18 protein-coding genes are annotated in these 18685 nt (G+C 73.1%); 5 read left to right on the top strand and 13 right to left on the bottom strand.

Translation table 11 applies throughout. The features are described from left to right. Positions 1-3: 3 nt before the first annotated feature. From ACN263_RS15320 to ACN263_RS15370, 11 genes are all read right to left on the bottom strand, one after another. On the bottom strand, positions 4-795 hold the full coding sequence (locus tag ACN263_RS15320; RefSeq protein WP_422740489.1) for a hypothetical protein: 792 nt from the start codon (positions 793-795) through the stop codon (positions 4-6). Next, on the bottom strand, positions 746-2032 hold the full coding sequence (locus tag ACN263_RS15325) for a hypothetical protein (protein ID WP_422740490.1): 1287 nt from the start codon (positions 2030-2032) through the stop codon (positions 746-748). Before ACN263_RS15325 ends, ACN263_RS15320 begins: the two co-directional genes overlap by 50 nt. Continuing rightward, complete coding sequence (locus ACN263_RS15330; RefSeq protein WP_422740491.1) at positions 2029-2676, bottom strand: hypothetical protein; 648 nt, start codon at positions 2674-2676, stop codon at positions 2029-2031. Before ACN263_RS15330 ends, ACN263_RS15325 begins: the two co-directional genes overlap by 4 nt. Beyond that, positions 2676-4658 (bottom strand): hypothetical protein, encoded by a 1983-nt coding sequence (locus ACN263_RS15335; protein ID WP_422740492.1) that lies wholly within the window; start codon positions 4656-4658, stop codon positions 2676-2678. The genes ACN263_RS15330 and ACN263_RS15335 overlap by 1 nt, the downstream gene beginning before the upstream one ends. Beyond that, the gene (locus tag ACN263_RS15340; RefSeq protein WP_422740493.1) at positions 4655-7870 is read right to left on the bottom strand and encodes a hypothetical protein; all 3216 of its coding nucleotides are present in this window, start codon (positions 7868-7870) and stop codon (positions 4655-4657) included. Before ACN263_RS15340 ends, ACN263_RS15335 begins: the two co-directional genes overlap by 4 nt. Positions 7871-7872: 2 nt before the next feature. Further along, complete coding sequence (locus ACN263_RS15345; protein ID WP_422740494.1) at positions 7873-8127, bottom strand: hypothetical protein; 255 nt, start codon at positions 8125-8127, stop codon at positions 7873-7875. Positions 8128-8155: 28 nt separating this feature from the next. After that, on the bottom strand, positions 8156-8584 hold the full coding sequence (locus tag ACN263_RS15350; RefSeq protein WP_355051244.1) for a hypothetical protein: 429 nt from the start codon (positions 8582-8584) through the stop codon (positions 8156-8158). A gap of 16 nt (positions 8585-8600) precedes the next feature. Further along, positions 8601-9770: a hypothetical protein gene (locus tag ACN263_RS15355; protein ID WP_422740495.1), complete on the bottom strand. Its 1170-nt coding sequence runs from the start codon at positions 9768-9770 to the stop codon at positions 8601-8603. A 35-nt stretch (positions 9771-9805) separates the two neighbouring features. Beyond that, positions 9806-10747: a hypothetical protein gene (locus ACN263_RS15360; protein WP_422740496.1), complete on the bottom strand. Its 942-nt coding sequence runs from the start codon at positions 10745-10747 to the stop codon at positions 9806-9808. 295 nt (positions 10748-11042) lie between these two features. After that, positions 11043-11357, bottom strand: coding sequence for a barstar family protein (locus ACN263_RS15365; protein ID WP_422740497.1), 315 nt, complete (start codon positions 11355-11357; stop codon positions 11043-11045). Between the two features lie 36 nt (positions 11358-11393). Further along, positions 11394-11843, bottom strand: a complete 450-nt coding sequence (locus tag ACN263_RS15370; RefSeq protein ID WP_422740498.1) for a ribonuclease domain-containing protein — start codon at positions 11841-11843, stop codon at positions 11394-11396. Positions 11844-12072: 229 nt separating this feature from the next. Here ACN263_RS15370 and ACN263_RS15375 point away from each other — a divergent pair, with 229 nt between their 5' ends. The 5 genes from ACN263_RS15375 (at position 12073) to ACN263_RS15395 (ending at position 16744) form a co-directional block, all read left to right on the top strand. Further along, positions 12073-12843 (top strand): hypothetical protein, encoded by a 771-nt coding sequence (locus tag ACN263_RS15375; RefSeq protein WP_422740499.1) that lies wholly within the window; start codon positions 12073-12075, stop codon positions 12841-12843. A 156-nt stretch (positions 12844-12999) separates the two neighbouring features. Continuing rightward, positions 13000-13560 (top strand): carboxymuconolactone decarboxylase family protein, encoded by a 561-nt coding sequence (locus tag ACN263_RS15380; protein ID WP_422740500.1) that lies wholly within the window; start codon positions 13000-13002, stop codon positions 13558-13560. Positions 13561-13651: 91 nt separating this feature from the next. Further along, on the top strand, positions 13652-14815 hold the full coding sequence (locus ACN263_RS15385; RefSeq protein ID WP_422740501.1) for a M20/M25/M40 family metallo-hydrolase: 1164 nt from the start codon (positions 13652-13654) through the stop codon (positions 14813-14815). A gap of 41 nt (positions 14816-14856) precedes the next feature. Beyond that, positions 14857-16014 (top strand): carboxylate-amine ligase, encoded by a 1158-nt coding sequence (locus ACN263_RS15390; protein ID WP_422740502.1) that lies wholly within the window; start codon positions 14857-14859, stop codon positions 16012-16014. Between the two features lie 130 nt (positions 16015-16144). After that, entirely contained in the window at positions 16145-16744 is a 600-nt protein-coding gene (locus ACN263_RS15395) for a nitroreductase family protein (protein WP_422740715.1), read from the top strand. On the opposite strand, the gene ACN263_RS15400 is transcribed toward ACN263_RS15395, so the two are convergent. Further along, the gene (locus ACN263_RS15400) at positions 16728-18272 is read right to left on the bottom strand and encodes an NAD(P)-binding domain-containing protein (protein ID WP_422740503.1); all 1545 of its coding nucleotides are present in this window, start codon (positions 18270-18272) and stop codon (positions 16728-16730) included. The two genes, ACN263_RS15395 and ACN263_RS15400, sit on opposite strands and share 17 nt — an antisense overlap. A gap of 148 nt (positions 18273-18420) precedes the next feature. Further along, the gene (locus ACN263_RS15405) at positions 18421-18666 is read right to left on the bottom strand and encodes a winged helix-turn-helix domain-containing protein (RefSeq protein ID WP_422740504.1); all 246 of its coding nucleotides are present in this window, start codon (positions 18664-18666) and stop codon (positions 18421-18423) included. Positions 18667-18685: the final 19 nt, after the last annotated feature.

Here is an 18685-nt window from a genome sequence, read left to right on the forward strand (position 1 = left end):
TCCTCAGTGGACGTTCATCGCGTTGCTGACCTGGACGTCGACGTCGTCGGCGGCGATGTTGACCGTGCCGCCGCTGATGTTCACCGCGCCGTTGCCGGCGTCCAGGTCGATCTGGGTGGCGGTGATGGTGATCGAGCCGTCCTGCTTCATGACGATCGAGGACCCGCCGGCGGCGTGCTCGATGGTGATGCTGTCGGCCTCGTCGGCGCGGGCCGGACGCTGGCCGCGACCGTTGAGCTGTGCCCGGCCCACCCGCACGGTCAGCTCGCCCAGCTCGATGACCCGGTTGCCGTCGCCGTCGGTGAGGTCGTGCGTCACCTTGCCGTCGTGGTCGGCGGGGGTCACGGTGTCGGCGATGGACGAGCGGCTGCTGCTGGCCACCCCGACCGGCAGGGACAGCCACCAGTCCCCCGGCTCGGAGACCGGGGCGTGCCCGGTGGGCCAGAGCGCGCCGACCTCCACCGGGTCGTCCGGCGCACCGTTGCGGTAGGCCAGGGCCACGCGGGTGCCCGGGTAGCGGGGCAGGATCAGCCCGCAACCGCCCCAGGCGAACGGGGTCAGGTAGGTCACCCCGGGCAGCGGCGCGGGCTGCTGCCGGCGTACCGGTAGGCGGCGGGCCGCGTTGGGCCGGCCGTCCGGGCGGACGAGGCCCTCCCACACCGTCTCGGTCTGCGCGGGCGGCTCGACCGCACCGCTGGCGTTGGTCGCGACCGCGCGCACCTCGCCGATCTCCAGGCCACGCGTCTCACCCCGGGCGGCGCGGGCGGCCCGGCGCACCGCCTCGGCAGCGGCCACCCCCGGCGACGACGCGGGACCGGCCGGCTCGGCGGTCCCCACCCCGGACGCGTCGCTCCAGGTGTCCCACGCGCTCGCGGCGGAGGCGACCTCCGACACCCTGCACCACGGTGACGAACCCGGCGGTACGCGACAGGGTGTGCCGGGCGGCGCTGAGGTAGAGCAGCTTCGCGCCCGCGCCCAGCTCGCCGGTCGATGGGGCGAACGGGGCGGCGAACGAGCCGAGCAGCGCCGCGCCGGCGCTGCCCAGCGTGGTGGCCTCGTCGGTGGCCGGCGGGTCGAAGCGCACCAGGTCGCCGGGCTTCAGGTCGGGGCGGCCCTTGAGGGTCAACGTCCACGCCCGACGGCGCGGCGCGGCGGTCCCGCCGGTCTCGGTGGCCGCGTACGGGTCGGTGTCCTGGGTGCCGTTCTCGGTGCAGGCCAGCAGGCCGGTGGCGAGGGTCAGCGGCTTCGGCTCGCCCTCCGGGTACGGGATGGGCCGCTTGCCGACGTGCACGGTGCCGTCGCGGATCAGCAGCATCCCCCGCCCGTACGCGTTCAGCGACTGCTGCAAGGCGCCGCCGAGGCGTTCCAGGGCGGCCCGGTAGAGCAGCCCGGCCCCGAAGGCGACCCGTTCATCGCCGGCCGCCTCGCTCGCGCCGGCGGTCATCGTGCCGTCCGGGTTCGCGCCCCAGCCCGTCACGTCGACCCGGGTCCGCTCCCCGATGGCGCGGATCGCGGCGGTGAAGGTGGTCGCCTCGAAGCGTTCGGCGACCCGCTGCCCGAGCCGGGCGTACGCCTGCTCGACGAGGGTCAGCTCGGTGTCGTACGTCCGCTCGCCGGTGAGCCGGCGCACCTTCGTCACGCGCAGGACGGCGACCAGCGCCTGGGTCAGCTCGGCCGGGGTCGGGCCGGCGTTCACCCCGACCAGGTTGGTGAAGAACGCGCCGACCGAGGTGTTGGCGTCACGCCAGTACAGGTGCAGCTTCGCCACCAGCGGCGGCTGTCCCTCGGCGGTGCGCAGCGCGGCGAAGTGCTCGTCGACGAGCCCCTGCACGGTCACCGTGTACGCGCCGGGACCCAGCCCGTCGGGCAGCGCGGCGTCGATGGCCGCGTAGTAGTCGGCGCTGGACAGGGTGAGCGTGGCATCCGGGCTGATGCCGGTCGGGGTCTCCCGGTGGAAGGTGATGGTCCAGCCGGCGTCGTTGCCGACGGCGCCCTGGCGTACCTGGCCGGTCTGGAACGGCGTGAGCGTCATCGCAGCACCCTCCGCATCTTCTTGTCGAGCAGGTAGCGGTAGCGCAGCCGCGCGGGGCCGAGGTCGGACTCGACGCGCTGCGCGGGCGGACGGCGACGCCAGACGAACTCGTTGATCGGTGGCGGTCCGAACTGGTCCACCGCGCGGTCGGTCCGCCGCCACGCCACGGTCAGGTGCGAGCCGTAGTCGCCGGAGCCGCGCACCGTTCCGGCGTGCAGCAGCCAGGCCAGCACCAGCACCTCGACGGCGACCGGGGTGACGCCGACGGCGGTGGGTGTGCCCGCGTCGGGGCAGACCCGGCGCAGGCCGGTGGCGAGCGGCACGGAGCCGAGGATGCGGGTGCCCTGGCGGACGACGAGACGCAGCGGCACCCGGCCGACCAGCGCCGGCGGTCGGGGCGTGGCCGGCGGCGCGGGGCGGGGCGCGAGGTCGTCGGCGGAGCTGCTGACCACGGCGAGTGGGTCGGTGGCCAGCCACTGCCGGGCCAGGCCGGTGGGCAGGATCAGCACCGCGTGCACGCCCGCGCCCAGTTCGACGCGGTGCGGCAGGCCGGCGGTGAGACTCTGCCGGACCTCGGTGAACCCGGCGGGCACCTCGATCGGTGTCTCCGGCAGCAGGTAGCGGTCGATCGGGAACGGTGGCATCAGTTGCCCAACCCGTCGGCGAGCGCGCCGACTCCGATGCTGGCCACGTCGAGCAGCTTGCCGAGCAGGCTGGGACGGGGCACGTGGACGAGGGTGATGGTGGTGTCCAGGACGTCGCGGCGGGCGGCGGAGGCGTTGAAGGTCAGCGACTGCACCTGCATGTCGGTGCGAATGGTCATGGAGGTGACCAGGATCAGTCCGCCGAACTTCCCCCCGGAGTACGCGGCGAGGGCCGTGCCGCGTTTGCTCGCCTCGGCCATCGTCTCCAGGGCGAACTTCCAGGCGTAGCGCTCCGCGCCGACGAGCACCCCGGTCAACGTGATGGTGTCGTCGTGGGTGGCCACGATGGCCTTGTGCGCGGTGGAGCCGATCGGCGGCAGGTGGTACGTCTGCGCCAGGGAGATCGCGGTGACCGCCCACAGCGGGATCGGCAGCACGCCGTCGCTGATGATCGCCGACGGCACCGTGCCGTACCGCATGAAGCTGCTGGTGATGGCCATGCTCAGCGCCCTCCGGTGGGTGGCAGCGGCACCGGCGTACCGGTGGGTTCGACGGCCAGGCCCAGGTCGCGCAGGGCCTGGGTGATCTCGCGGACCTCGCCCGCGGCGCTGGTGACGCGCAGCCGCAGCCGGCGCTCCGCCAGGGGCCGCGCTGATCCGGGCGGGCCGGGTGGACGCGGATCCGCGCCGGTTGATCCGATCGATCTCGGCGGCGGCGTCCTCCATCCGGGAGATCGCGTCGAGGACCCGCGGGTCGGGGCTGAAGCCGGGGTCGTCGCGCTGGAGGCGGGCGATGGCGTCCCGGAAGTCGGCGGCGTCACGGCGCAGGTTGGCCACCAGGTTGTCGGTGAGCGCGCTGACCCCGGAGACGCTGGTGGCCCGGTGGGACTTGTCGTCGACCAACCACACCCAACCGTCGTGCCCGATGCCGACGAGGTCGGTGCCGGCGACCTTGACGTTGGCGTCCGGTCCCTTGAGGAACAGCTCGATGCTGCTCAACGAGAACGCCGCGCTGTACTCGCCGAGGACGCCCCGGCCGTAGGTGACCATGTCGTGCCGCAGGTAGGCGCGGAAGCCGGGGCCGTCGTCGGCGCGTCCACCGCCGTCGCGGAAGCGCCGCCAGAGGGTGGCCAGCGCTTCCGGGTTGTGCACGGCGAGCTGCTGGGTGAGCCAGACGTCGCCGCCGGCCACCACCGCCCGCAGGTCCGGATCGCCGATCCGGGCGAGGGCGTCGGCGAGCCGGGCGTCGCTCATCTGCAGACCGCGCGAGCGCGCCCGACCCAGGTCGTCGACGGCGGTGCGCAGCCGGGCCAGCTCGTCGGGGGTGAGCCGGCCACCCAGGCGGGTTTCCAGGTCGGCGACGGCGGTCCGTTTGCCGGCCTCGCCCTCGGCGGCGACCGCGCGCCACAGCGCGGCCGGTTCCAGCTCGGCGGCCCGGCGCAGCGCCGCCTGCCGGTCCGCCGGCATGGCCCGGAACGCGTCTCCGACGATCGCGGCCGGCTCGACGTGCCGGCCGGCCGCGCCGCCGCCGGCCTCGAACTCGCGCAGCAGCGAGTCGGCGTACGCGCCGGCGTCGTCGGCCAGCCGCAGCGGCGCGTCGCCGACGATGCCCTCGCGGGGTCGGCTCAGCTCGCGCATCTCGGTGCTGAGCTGGTCGAAGTACTCGCCGAGGGTGGCCACCCGCACCCCCTCGGGCAGGGTGCCGCCCTCCAACACGTGGTCGAGGATCGCGGCGATGTTGTCCCGCAGCACGGCGATGCGTTCCAGCCGGTTGAGCGCGTTGCCCAGGTGCAGGTCGCCGACGTCGTCGACGATGCGGCGGATGAGGTGTTCCAGCAGCCGCCGGGAGCGCACCTCGCCGGCCTCGCTGTGCTCGGCGATCGTGCGCATGAAGCGCCGCAGCCGGGGGTTCGCGTCGGCGGCGGCGTGCACGGCGGCGGCGTCGAGGAACCGGCCGGCGCGGAACCGGCGGGGCCCGGTCACGGCCGCACCACCGGCACCCGCGGCCCGGCGGCGGCGCCACCGGGCGGGGAGTCGAGCACCATGAGGATGAACCGAGCGCCCTCCGGGCCGCCGACGGCGCCGCTGAGCATCGCCTCCCGCTCCACGTACGCGAGGATCGGCTCCATCAGCTTCTGCACGACGCGTTCGAGGACCTCGTTGAGCAGGATCTCGGTGAGGAACCCCTGGAGCAGGTCGCGGGACGCGGCCTCGACGATCTGCCGGGTGACCCGGCGTACCACGTACCCCCGGGCGGCCCGCAGCCCCGCGCGGACGCCGAAGCGCAACGCGACCCGGCCGCCGCGCACGGCCGCGCCGCCGATGGTGCCGGCCTCCGGGATGAGCGACATCGCCAGCCCGAGGTACGCGGCGAACAGCTCGACCTCGACCTCGGTACGGGTGAGCACCAGCTCCGGGTCCAGCATGGAGCCGTAGAGGCGCTCACGCTGGTGGGCGTGCACCACGTCGACGGCGGCGACGGCGACCCCGACCACGAAGCCCAGCGGCGGGCAGAGCAGCGACAGCGCGATGATCCCCACCATGATCCCGAACGCGCTCAGCGCCTCCCGTCCCAGCTCGGTGCTGAACAGGCTGTCGACGCCGGTGGCGTAGTAGAGGTTCCCGCCGAAGAACTCGCCGAGCTGCTGGTGGGTGACCAGGTGGATGCCCTGCAACGCGAAGCGTCCACCCGGAATCGTGGCCGACGGGATGTGTTCGCTGATCCGGCTGGACCGGAAGGCGAAGCGCGCGTCGGTGCGGGCGCGGCCCAGCATCTCGGTGTTGTGGCGGCGCATGTCCTGCAACACCCGCCACAGCTCGTCGCGGATCGCCGACCGGTTCCCGGCGAAGCGGGCCAGCACGTCGGGCAGGTCGGTGATCTGCTTGACCAACGGATCGATGCCCTCGGCCTCGCCGCGCTGGATGACCAGCGCCTGTTCGATCTCGGCGAGGGTCCAGAGCACCGCGTGCGAGTCGCGGATGCGGGCGACGCCGTCCCGTTCGACGATCTCGCCGGCCGCGCCGGGGCTGGTCAGGGCCGCCTCGGTGGCGAGGAACGCGTCGGAGATGGCGCGGGCGGCCCCGTACCAGGCGGTGGACGGGTTCAGCATGCTCAGGGTGGCGAGGGTGCCGCCGCCCAGGTCGGTGTGCGCCTGCGTCCACCGGGCGGCCTCGTGGCGGCGCAGCCGCTCGCGCAGCCCCTGCAACTCGGCGTAGTCGGTGAGCTGGGAGACGATCAACCGCTCGAAGATCGGCGCGTACGCCTCGAAGCGGGCGATCCGCGCCTCGATGCCGGTCCGCGAGGTGAGCAGGAGCTGCACCAGCATGGCCTGGCTGCCGACGACGAACAGCTCACCCACCGCGGCCTTCACGGCCGGGCTGAGCGCCTGCACGAAGTGCAGGTTCCAGGAGGCGGACGTGTCGATCCAGCCGCCCTGGATCCGGGCGAAGTGCTCGGGTTGGCGGTAGCGGCGCATGACGAGTTGGGCCAGGTGGTCCAGGCGGGGTACGACGCCGGCCAGGTGGCGCAGGAACTGCACGGCCGGCGAGGCGACCGGCCGGAAGTCCAGCGGGCCGAGCCGTCCGGTGCCCTCCGGCACGGGCCGGTTGAACGCCTCCCGCTCCGCCGAGCCGATGAGCAGGCTGATCGCGGCGGCCCGGCCGCGCAGCACGGCGGCGGCCTGGAGGCAGAAGTTCGCGGGATAGCGGCACGGCTCGCCCATCTGCAACCGGAACGCGATGTCGTCCATGAGCCGCCGCAGCTCGTCCCCGTCCGGGCCGAGCGCGGCCAGCTCCGGTTCGCCGTTGAACGATGTGCAGGCGGGCATCGTGGAGTGCCCGGCGCCTACGGCGGGGAACCGGCGGCCCTCGGTGCCGGGCGGCGCGCTGGGGCTGCTCGGGTCGAAGACGAACCCGCCCCGCCGCGCGGCGGTGCCACCGTCACCGGTGCCGCCGGCCCCGCCGCCAGGGCCGGTGCCCGTGCCGAGGCCGCCCGCGCCGGTGCCGCCGCCACCCGGCCCGGTGCCACCCGGGCCGCTGCCGGCTCCGCTCCCGGTGCCGGCCCCCGCGCCCGTGCCGACGCCTCCGCCGGACGGGGCGTTCGGATCGGGCGCGGTCGCCGGGCGCTGCTCGACGCTGATCGGCAACAGGTTGGCCGTGCCGGTGAAGTGCAGCGTGGCGTCGGTCTCCTCGGTGCCGACCAGCAGCAGGGAGACCCCGCCGATGTCGACCACCACCAGGCTGGTCGGGGTGGCCCCGCCCACCGAGGCGAGGATCGCGTCGACCCGCCGCCGCACCTCGGCGTCGACGGCCCGCTCGATCTGCGTCTGGTACTCCTCGACGCTTGTGGTCTCGCCACGCGGTGAGGCGATCCGCAGCCGCCGCCGGATGTCGCCGCTCAACTCCTCGTCCACCATGGCGACCAGGGCGTTGCGGTCGGCGACCGGCCGCCGCTGCACCGTGCCCGGCTGCGGGCTGGGTACCCGCGCCTCGACCTCGAAGTGTGGTTGCGGGGTGGCCCGGAACACCGTCTCGCCGAACTGCTCGAAGGTGAGCACCGACAGTGGAGTGGTGGTCACCATGATCGCCCACACCTGGCGACCGTCGGGACCGATGACGCGGGCGATGATCCCCTGCGGGGCGCCCGACGGAAGGCCGCCGTGCTGGCGTACCGCCTCGCGGGCCAGCTCGGCGAAGTGACCGGCCAGGTAGGTGGCCGGGCGCAGCAGCCACTGGTAGGTCACCTGTGGCGGCTCGGGACCGTCCACCGGCACCTCGGCGGCGTCGCCACCGTCGTCGTAGGACGGCACCCGGTACACGGCGAGGAGGTGCCGCATCCGCTGCGGATCGAACAGCTCGGTGGCCGGTTCGCTCAGCGGCAGGGGAACCCCGGGCGGCAGGCCCGGGTCGAGTCGGGCGGCGTCGACCACCTCCCCGACGCGGCGGCGCAGCCGTGCCTCGAAGGCCCGTCGCTCGTCGGGGGACACCCGTTCCCGGGCCGCGCCGGTCCAGCGGATCTCCGGCGCGTCGGTGCGTACCTCGAGGTAGCCGCCGTGCGGCGCGACCACTTCCTGGCGGGAGCGTTCCAGGGCGCGGGCCAGGGCGGCGGCGAGCGCGTCGGTCACGGCCTCCGGCCGCTCGGTCACCGACCGGGCGTCCAGCCGGATCCGCACCGGCACGTGCACCGAGATGGCCACCGTCAGAACCGCCCGTCCAGGTGTTCGGCGAGCCGGGCCAGCGCGAGGTCCGCGACCGCGTCGGCGTCGAACGCGCCGCCGGCCGCGACCACCTCGATCTCCACCGGGAAGTGGTACGCGATGACGGCGCGATCGTCCTCGGCCACCTGCTCCGCCTCGGCCTCGCTGCCGGCCGCCGGCAACACCAGCTCACCCGCGTGCACCAGGGCCAGCCCGGTACGGGTGACCCGGGCGGCGCGGCCAGCTCCGGTCGCCATCTGATACCTCCGGTTGATCCTGGTGGGGTTACGGCAGGACGGACGGGTCGCCGGTCTTCGGGTCGACCGAGGCGGCCAGGCTGAAGCCGCTGAAGGTGGCCGCCGGTGCGCCGGAGATCGTGGCGGTGGTCGGTGTGGCGCTGGTGATCAGGCAGTCCTGCAACACGAAGGACGAGAACGCCCAGTCGTCGCCGGTGTGCTCCAGCAGCGCGATGTCGAACAGCTCGCCGTCCAGGGCCAGCTTCGTGAGCCGGCCGGCGACGTCGCCGATCGCCTTGACGGTCATCGTGAAGTTCATCGACACGGGCGCGTGGATGGCGCCCATGTGGGTCACCTCGCACGAGTGCAGCGCCTCGACGTTGAGCGAGAACGACGGGCTGAACGAGTCGATCGGGCTGATCAACACCGTCTCGGTGCCCTTGGTGTACTGCACCGCGAGGCGGGTCTTCCACTCCATGGTCTGGTTCCTCCGGTCAGAACTTGGCCACGAGCGTGACCAGCAGGCGGCTCACGGCCGGGCCGTACGTGACGGTGACGACGAGGTCGACGGTGCGGTCGGCCCGGGCGGCGGTGACGATCGACGTGTCGGTGGCGGTACGGGCGGCCTCGGGAATGGTGAGGATGTCCAGCACCGGGATCTCGATGCGGTAGTCGTCGATCACGGCCTGTCGCTTGAGCGGGCCGAGGATGCCGTCCACCTGGGTCTTGAGCAGGGTCATGCCCGGCTTGGTGATGCGGGCGTCGCCGACCAGGCCGATGAGCCCGGCGCGGAGCATGAACTCGATCGCATCGAGAGTGCGGACCAGGTCGACGTGCAGCAGGCTCGCGTCGCTGGTGAACAGCCGCCCGTCGGCGAAGTGCAGACTCTCGCCGGTGATCAGCGTGGGGTCGATGATCGGCGTGAGGTTGGCCTCGGAGAGGCCCTTGATCTCGGCCGGGCTGTACTGCTTGGCCACCGGGATGGCGACCCCGCGGATCTTCTTCAGCACGATGCTGTGGTGCACCGGCAGCCCGGCCACCGCGGCCATCGCGGCGGTGGCCGCGTCGCCGTCCGCGCCCCGGGCGGCGATCATCACCATTCGGCTGGTGCTGCTCTTGAGCGGGTTCGCGGCGGTGGTGATGTCCCCGACGTAGCTGGGGCTCTTCTCGGTCGCCGGGTTGACCATGGCGAAGCCGATGCGGCGTTGGCCGGCGGCGGACATCGTCTCGACGTGCGCCTTGAGCGCGTGCAGCCCGGTGGGCGCGCCGGCCCCGGCGGGGTTGCCGACGGTCGACTCGTTGGCCAGCGACACCATCGTCACGTCGTCGGCGGCCTCCAGACCACCGAGCGCGGCGGCGTAGTCGTCGCCCGCGACCTTGACGCCGTACACCTTGGCCGGGCGCGGATCCTGGAGGAACGCCAGTTCGAGGGAGTTGTAGAGGGCGTTGCGCACGACGCTGCCGGCCTGCCGGCGGGCGAAGTTGGTGACCGCGTCGTCCAGGGTCTCGATCCGGACCGGCGTGTTCGCCGCGGCGGAGCCACCGTCGGCCGTGGACGGTGCCTTGCCGACCACGGCGATGACGCCGGGCGAGCGCTGGGCCAGCGGCGCCGGTGGCGGCACGATCCGGACCTCGATGAACGGGAATGCTGCTGTCGGTGCCACGGGTCCTCCCGGACGAAGTTGCTGCTGGTCTGATCTCAGGTCGGGACGGCGGCGAGCCCGATGCCGCTGCGGGCGAGCCACTGGCCGGCGCGGGCGAACCGGGCGGCCCGCTTCTGCGCGGCGGTGCCGGTGTCGCCGCCGGGCCAACCGTCGTCGTCGAACGTCTCGACGGGAACCACCCACACGGCGACCACCCGGTGCCGCCGCCGGACGTCCTCGGGCGCGGGCGCGTCCAGCCCCAACTCCTCGGCCCGGGCGCGGACCAGCCGCGTCTCGACGAGCAGGTCGGCCAGGGAGAAGCCCTTGTCGCGGATCAGCACGGCGGCGGCGAACGGCAGCGGGCGGGGTGTGGGCGGGGTGGCCGGCGGCGCGGCGTAGCGCAGCCGCACGGTCGCGCCCGCGACCTGCCCGCGCATCCGGTCCACCAGGTCACCGGCGCTCGCCGCGCCCACCCCGGCGAGCAGCCGGTCCAGGTGCGCGTCGGTGAAGGCGGCCGGCTGGTGCAGGCCCGCCCGCAGCCGGGCCACCAGTCGGGTACGGCGCTCGGTCTCCAGCAGCGCCGGATCGGCCGGCAACGCGCCCAGGTCGGCGATGATCTGCGGGTCGACGTCGAACGCCGGCACCGCCACGTCAAGGTCCTCGACCCGGTCCCGGGCGGTGCTCGTACGCACCACGAGACTCCCCCGCCAGAGCGCGTCGATCCGCAGCGCCGGCCCGCCGAGGCCGTGCAGACGTACCCGCAGCTCGGTACGGGCGGTACCGCCGGCGCCCAGCCACTCCCCCTCGGCGAGGGTCACCGGCGCGGCGGCGAAGCCGAGGGTCAGCTCGTCGAAGACGGCCGCGTACGGCGGCGCGACGGGCATCGCCTCGGTGTCGTACGCGGCCTCGACCAGGTGGGCCAGCGACGCGTCGTCGAAGAGCGCGGCGCGGGTGCCCGGATCGGCCAACCGCACCAGCACACCGTCGACGAAGTCCACGCTGCGGCCTCCCCGCTGCCCACGCCGGGGCCACGCCGCCCGGCTCGGCACGAGGATCGCGGAGAGGCCGTCACCCGAGCGTCACCGCCACCGTCACCGCGCCCGCATGCCGCCCCGACTGTCCGGAACTGAGCACGCGGACAGGCGCGGTCCGACGCGGCGCGGGCGGGCGTACTCAAGAGCTAGATGCCGCAGGGTCATCTTGATGACTCTGCGGCATCTAAGTCTTCGGACCACGCGCCCCGGGCTCCGTCACTCGCAGTGCGAGGTCGTCAAACCTGCGGCTGACACCAGCTCACGGACGGGCCTCGCGAAGGACGACGTGCAGCGGATGCGGGGCGGTGGTGGCGAGGTCGTCGAGCATGGTGCGCAGCAGGGCGTGCTGGTCGGGCGGCTCGTCGGCGAGGAGTTGGCCGGCGTCGGTGACCAGCAACGTCAGCGGGCCGGTGTCCAGCCGGTCCCGGAGCACGTCGGCGAGGGCGTCCCAGGTGTCGCCGAGGTACGCCGGCAGGGCCAGCGCCTCGGTCAACGCGGCGAAGAGCGCGGGCCGGGTGCGGGCCACCGCCCCGGACAGCACCACCGTGCCGGCCTGCTGAGCGTCGTCGTCCATGGTCGTGCCTCCTGGACCGGCTGGTCACCGGGTCGGTCAGAGCCGGTAGAAGTCGGTGTAGTGGTTGGGCGAGAACCAGGTGGCCCCGGTGCTGCGGTTCACCACGATCCGGTACGCGTCGCGGGCGGCGCCCTGGGTGCGCGGGTACACGTCGTACTCGTAGTAGGTGGCGTTCGTGGGCAGTTGACCCTCGTAGTTGTAGAACCGGCCGCCGGCGAAGTTGGACAGCCCGCCGCTCCACGAGTACCAGCCGCGGCTGGTCGGGAAGCCCTTGGCGGACCAGCCGGATCGGGCGGTGCGCGCGTCCGCGCAGCGGCTGATGGTGCAGGAGCTGTAGACCGCCGCCGACGCGGAGTCGGTCAGCCGCGGGGTGACCACGGACGGGCCGACCAGCGCGGCGGCGACCATGGCGAGGAGCAGGGCGAGGGTGGTGGTACGCCGGCGGATCGCGCCGAGCGTGGCCAGGGGGGACACGAGGGTGGACACAGGCTGCCTCCAGACCATCCGATCCATCGACCCGCGTGATTGGCGGGTCCGGCCCAGTCTGGCCGCTGAGCGTGGTCGGCGACAGCCCCACCAGCCCAACTGCTCCACAATGCCCGGTGAACCCCGGCAACCGACATTGTGTCGCACTTCGGCGCGGCGACGGGCATTTCGGTCAGCCGTTGTTAGCGTGAGCTGCGGGCGCGCGGACCCGTGACCGTGAAGGGGTGCCATGACCGAGGCTCCCGAACAGAAACCCGAGCCCGCGGATCGGTGGCGGCAGCGGACGGTCCGCGCGCTGCGGATCACCCGGGACGGCAGCGTGCGCGGCTGGCGGTGGTGGGCGCGCACCTGGGATCGACTGGTGGCCGCGCTCCAGGACGAGGCACCGGTGGGCGCCGGGGCCGGCCCGTCCCCGCCCGGCCCGCTCGTCGAGCAGCGCGACGCGCCCCGGCTGATCGCGGTGCCCGCCCAGGGGTACGTCTACTCGTTCTACGTCCGCGCCACCTTCGCCTGGTCGTCACCGGCGAGCCTGCGGGCCGAGGTGCTGAGCTGGTACGTGGGGTACTTCCAACCGCACGCCGTCCAGCGACTGACCCGACTCGCCGCCGACGCAGCCCGGGACCTGCCGCCGCACCGGGCCGCCGACCTGGAGGTGGCGTTGCAGCGGGCGCTCGCCGAGGACCCGGAGTGGTCCTACCGGCGCGGGGACGTGCTCGTCACCTGCCGCCCCGACGCCGCCGTACGCCTCGACGAACGGATCATGCCGGCGCTGCGACCGCACGTCGACGCGATGGTGCGGATGGAGTACCAGTTCGACGAGCAGCTGCGCCGGGCGACGTACGCCGAGGAGTTGAGCCGGCGGTGGGCGACGATCCTCGACGACCACCTCGACGTGCACCCGGACCAGGAGCTGGCGGACGCCCGCGAGCACCTGCTCGCCGCCCAGCGGGAAGCCGGACGCTGGATCGCCGAACTTCTGCACCACCGCGCCACGCCCTGAGCACAGCGACAGAGCATGAACGGAGAAAGGTGTTCGTCCGCGCGGGTGAGATCGTGGCTGCGCGGCGTCCGGCACGCCGCCCCGCTCGGGCAGCCACCGTGGGCAGACGCGGCCGTCCCGGTCGGGCCACGGTTCACGGCTGGAGGGCAGGACACCATGGCGTACATCGATCTCGGGGTGGACGAGAAGCAGTTCCCCGGCGTCACCGGGCCGATGCGGTACCGGCCGGAGACGGCGAAGCCGCTCAACGAGCTGGCCGAGGTGCTGCTGCGCGCCCCGCACTCGCTGCCGGCCGGCGAGCGGGAACTGATCGCCGCGTACGTCTCCGGACGCAACGACTGCACGTTCTGCTGCGCGTCGCACTCGGCGTTCGCCGCCGCGCAGATCGACGAGGGCATGAGCCTCGTCGACCGGGTACGCGCGGACCTCGACACCGCCCCGATCTCGGCCAAGCTGCGGGCATTGCTGCGTATCGCCGGCGCGGTGCAGGTCAGCGGGCGCAGCGTCACCCCCGAGCTGATCGCCGACGCCCGCGCCGAGGGCGCCACCGACCTGGAGATCCACGACACGGTCCTGATCGCCGCCGCGTTCTGCATGTTCAACAGGTACGTCGACGGGCTGGGGACCTTCGCGCCCGAGGGCCAGGAGGTGTACGCCGCGATGGCGCACCGGATAGTCGAGGTCGGCTACGGATCGTCGGTCCCGGCGGCGGGCTGAGCACGGACACGGGTGACCGCGTCCCGATCCCCCTGCGATGGTCGGTGGGCACGACCGATGAGGCCCGTCGACCGTGCGGTTGGAGGGATCGATGGACCACCCACATGCTCTGCTCGACGGCGCGACGCGGCTCCACACCGACATGGTCGACCGGCTGAGCACCCTCGTCGCCCACGAGTCGGCGCCGGGCTCGCTGCCCCACCTCGCGTCCTGCGCCGATCTTCTCGCCGGTTGGGGCGAGGAGGTGCTCGGCCGACCCGCCCAGCGCGTGCTGATCGACGGGCTGCCGCACCTGCTGTGGCCGGCCGTCGATCAGCGCGTGCTGCTGCTCGGCCACTTCGACACCGTCTTCCCGATCGGCACCATCCGGTCCCGGCCGTTCACCGTCCACGGGGACGTCGCGACGGGCCCCGGCGTGTGCGACATGAAGGCGGGCATCGTGCAGATGTTCACGGCGCTGCGCCTGGTGGCCGACACCTCGCCGGTCGGGGTGCTGCTGACCTGCGACGAGGAGAGCGGGTCCGGCACCTCGCGGGCGCTGATCGAGCGCGAGGCGCGGCGCTCGGGCGCGGTGCTGGTCTGCGAGGCGGCCACCCCGGACGGGGACCTGAAGGTGGCCCGCAAGGGCGGCTCGGTCTACCGCCTCACCGTCTCGGGTCGGGCGGCCCATGCCGGTGTGGAGCCGCAGCGCGGGGTCAACGCCACGGTCGAGGTCGCCCACCAGGTTCTCTCGCTGGGCACGATCGGCGCGGCGGACAGCGGCGGCACCTCCGTCACGCCGACGCTGCTCTCCGCCGGCACCACGACGAACACGGTGCCCGAGCGGGCCAGCCTGGCGGTCGACGTGCGGGCCTGGACCCGGGACGAGTTGGAACGCGTCGACCACGCCATCCGAGGGCTCGTCCCGTACCTGCCCGAGGCGACACTCGCCGTGCAGGGCGGCATCAACCGCTACCCGATGCCGGCGGAGCTGGCACTTCCCCTGTTGGACCTGGCGCAGTCGATCGCCCGCCGGCTGCGCCTACCGCGGCTGGGCGGGGCGTACGCGGCCGGCGCGTCCGACGGGAACTTCACCGCCGCGCTGGGCGTACCGACGTTGGACGGTCTGGGCGCGGTCGGCGGCGGGGCACACGCCGCCGACGAGTACGTCTGCCTGGACCGGATGCCCGAACGCACGGCCCTGCTGGCCGGGCTCATCGAAAGACTGTCCACGATGGACAGAGTAGGACCGTATCTCGTCGGCGACATCCCGTAACGTTCTCATCGCCGGCGGGTGACCGGCAGTGAGAGGTCGGCATGCCTGTGACGACGCGACAGCGCTCGGGATCAGCCCTCACCCCGGTCGGCGTCGAGGAGGAGTTCCTCGTCGTGGACGCCGACCGGGGTGAGGTCGTACCGGAGGCGTCCACCGTGGTGGACGGCGCCCGCCCGGCGCTCGGCGCGCGGGTCGGCGGCGAGATCACCAAGTTGCAGATCGAGACCCGCACCGACCCGTGCCGGCACGTCGACGATCTCGCCGCGCAACTCGCCGAGGGCCGCGCCGCCGTGCAGAGCGCGGCCCGCTCGGCGGGTCTGCGGGTGATCGCCAGCGGCTCGCCGGTGCTGGGCCACGCCGTCCCGCCGCCGATGACCGAGGGCCCCCGACAGGACCGGGGCAACGCCACCTTCCGGGGGCTGCACGACGAGCTGGCGATCTGCGCCGTACACGTGCACGTCGAGCAGCCCGACCGGGACCGGGCCGTCCTGATCGGCAACCACCTGCGCGAACACCTGCCGGTGTTCATCGCCCTGACCGCCAACTCGCCCTACTGGGCGCAGCGTGACACCGGCTACGCGAGTTGGCGCAGCGTGACCTGGGGGCGCTGGCCGGTGGCCGGGCCGCCGCCGTACCTCACGTCGGCCCGGGAGTACGACGACCACGTCGACACGCTGCTGGAGGCGGGCGCGATCGTCGACTCCGGCACCATCTTCTGGGATCTGCGGCTGTCCACGAACCATCCGACGATCGAGGTACGGGTGGCCGACGTACCCCTGGCCGCTGCCGAGTCCGCGGCCCTCGCGGCCCTGGTGCGGGCCCTGGTGGTGGTAGCCGGGGAGGCCGTCGACCGGGGTGACGAAGGGCCGGAGCTGGTGCCCGAGCTGATGCGGCTCGCGTACTGGCGGGCCGCCCGCGACGGGATGGGCGGGCACGGCGTGGACGTCACCACCGGCCGGCTGCTCCCTGCGGCGACCCTCGCCGAGCGCCTGGTCGACCGCGCCGGACCGGCGCTCGACGAGGCGGGTGACCGCGAGCGGGTGCGGGCCTGGTTGGCGTGGCTCGCCACCGACGGCGACGGCGCGACCCGTCAGCGGGCCGCCCGGGCGGTGCGGGGGCGACTCTCCGACGTGGTCGACGAGATCGCCGGCCGGACCGCGCCCGAGGTGCTCGCGGGCCAAGAGGGCACGTCTGCGTAACGACAGGTCACCCCCGCCTCCGCGATGCTGGACGCACCGGCGACCGGCACAGCGTGGGAGGCCACAGGTGAACGACACAGACCTGGTATCCAGGGTCCCCGTCCCGCACCACCGTCGGCCACCGGCGGAGATGGTGCGGGAGGCGGAGGCGTTCGCGCAGCGGATGGCGCAGCGCCGATCGGTGCGGGACTTCGCCAGTGACCCCCTGCCCGACGGGGTGATCGAAGCCGCGATCCGGGCGGCGTCGACCGCGCCCAGCGGCGCGAACGTGCAGCCCTGGCGGTTCGTCGTACTGACCGATCCGGCCCGCAAGCGCCGGCTGCGCGAGGCGGCCGAGGCCGAGGAGCGGGCCTTCTACGACCGCCGCGCCTCGGCCGAGTGGCTGGACGCGATCGCCGGCCTCGGCACCGACTGGCAGAAGCCGTTCCTGGAGACCGCGCCCGCCGTCATCGTCGTGTTCGAGGTGCACCAGGGGCCACACAGTCCGAAGCCGTACTACGTCAAGGAGTCCGTCGGCATCGCGGTCGGGCTGCTGATCACCGCGCTGCACCACGCCGGCCTGGTCACCCTGACGCACACGCCCAGCCCGATGCGCTTTCTCAACGAGGTGTGCGAGCGCCCGCCGGAGGAACGCCCGTACCTGGTCATGCCCGTCGGCTACCCCACCCCGGACGCCCACGTCCCCGACCTGACCCGCAAGCCCCTCGACGAGATCATGGTGCGCTGGTGAGGTCCCCGGTCAGGAACTCGACCAGCGGCTCGACGTGCCGGTCCGGGCGTCGCCAGTCGGCCAGCAGGTCCTCCAGCAGGTGCTGCTCGGCCACGAGTTCCGTGCCCCGGTAGCGCCGGATCACCGGGTGGATGAAGGCGCTCTCCCGGGCCCGGTCGGGGGTCGGATGCCGGTCGATGGCGAAGACGTCACCGTAGTCGTCGCGTCCCCACCGCAGGGCGAGCGTGTACCACTGCGACGACCCGGCGAACCGCTCCACGGCGTAGTCCTCCGGCAGGTCCTCGTAGTGGCGCAGGTCGCCGGTGGCGTCGTCGCGGACGAAGGCGTCGCACAGGTACTCGAACTGCGTCCACAACGCCGACGACCAGTTGACCCGGTCCAGCATCAGCTTGGTCAGCGACACCGGGTCGGCCGGCGTCGTCGTGTACGACAGCGGCACGCCGTCGTACCGCTCGCGCAGCAGCCGGGTGAAGGTACGCAGGTTGTACCGAAAGCCGTCGATGAACGGCGACGACGCGTGCTTGACGTCCCGGGCCTGGGCGATGGTGCCGGCGAAGTACAGGTCGTCCACATTGCTGGACTGCCAGTCCGGGCGCAACCCGGGCATCCGGCCGTCACGCACCAGGTCCGGTCGGGCCGACTCGTCGAACACGCTGGTGTCCATCCGGAAACCGGTGCAGCGCAGCACCCGGTGGTAGTCCAGCTCGGCGGTCTCCCCCTCGGCGTGCGTGTACGTGATCGACACCCGGAACCGGCCGTCGACCGGCCGGATCTCGTCGATCGTGCAGTCCAGCACCGAGTGCAGGGTCTTGAACTGGTAACTGTCGAGGATCGCGCCGTACTGGCCGCGCACGTCCCCGGGATGCTTGGTGTTCCAGGCGAGGCGCAGCGGCTGCCGGCTGGCGAGGTGCACCATCGACGCCTGACCGAGGATCGCCGACGCCGTCTCGAACGCGGAGTTGCCCTTACCGATGATCAGGACGCGCTGGCCGGCGTACTCCGTGGGGTCGACGACCATGTCCTCGTACCCGATGGCATGCTCGATGCCCTTGATCGCCGGCACGAAGGGCCGGCCCCAGCCGGTCGCGACCACCAGGCAGCGCGCGCGGACCTCGCCCTGGTCGGTCTCGACGGTGAAGCCGTCGCCGGTCCGCGTGATCCGCTCGACGGTCGTGCCGAACCGGATGTTGAGCTGGTGCACCCGCTGGAACTCGGCGAGGTAGCGCACCAGGTCGTCGGCCGCCGGCAGGTACTCCTGACTGAAGCGGGGAAACAGCAGGTCCGGCGAGTCGTTGAGCAGCGAGTTCCAGTCCCACCGCAGACGGATCTCCGGATCGGTGCTGTCGGTGTGCACCTTGTTCAGCGAGATGAGCCGCCGGTGGCGCGGAAACCGCCGGAAGAAGCCGCCGGGCTCGTCACCCTTCTCCAGGGTCAGGTAGTCGGCGCCCTGCTGGTGCAGGTAGTAGCTCAGTTGCAGGCCGGCGGGCCCCGCCCCGACGATGACGTACCGGTGTTCGCTGCTGAGCATCCTGTGGCCCTTCGACGGAGGGATAGATCCATCGACCATGGGATGCCCAGCGACGCGTGTCAATGCCGGGTCCGCGCCTCATGGGCAATGATCGTTGGCTGCTCAGCAGCAAACCCCTCGGCGTGCCATGTCGCCCAGCGACCAACGATCAAGGGGACGGCTCGCGCATCCAGGTCTTCGGGTCGGTCACGAAGATGCCCTTGCCCTGGTGCCGCCGGATCACGCGCAGCGCTTCCAGACGGACGTAGACCATCTGGATGGTGGACGAGCTGACGTCGAAGCGGTCGGACATGTCAGCTATTGAGGGCAACTTGTCCCCCGGCTTGACCTTCCCGCTGCGCAGGTCCCCAATGATCTCTTCCGAGATCCGGATGTAGTCCGGTGTCTGTGGCATGGCACTCCTCGCGTGGCAC

Origin of the sequence: Micromonospora sp. WMMD729 (assembly GCF_049315225.1) — a bacterium.
Lineage (GTDB): Bacteria > Actinomycetota > Actinomycetes > Mycobacteriales > Micromonosporaceae > Micromonospora.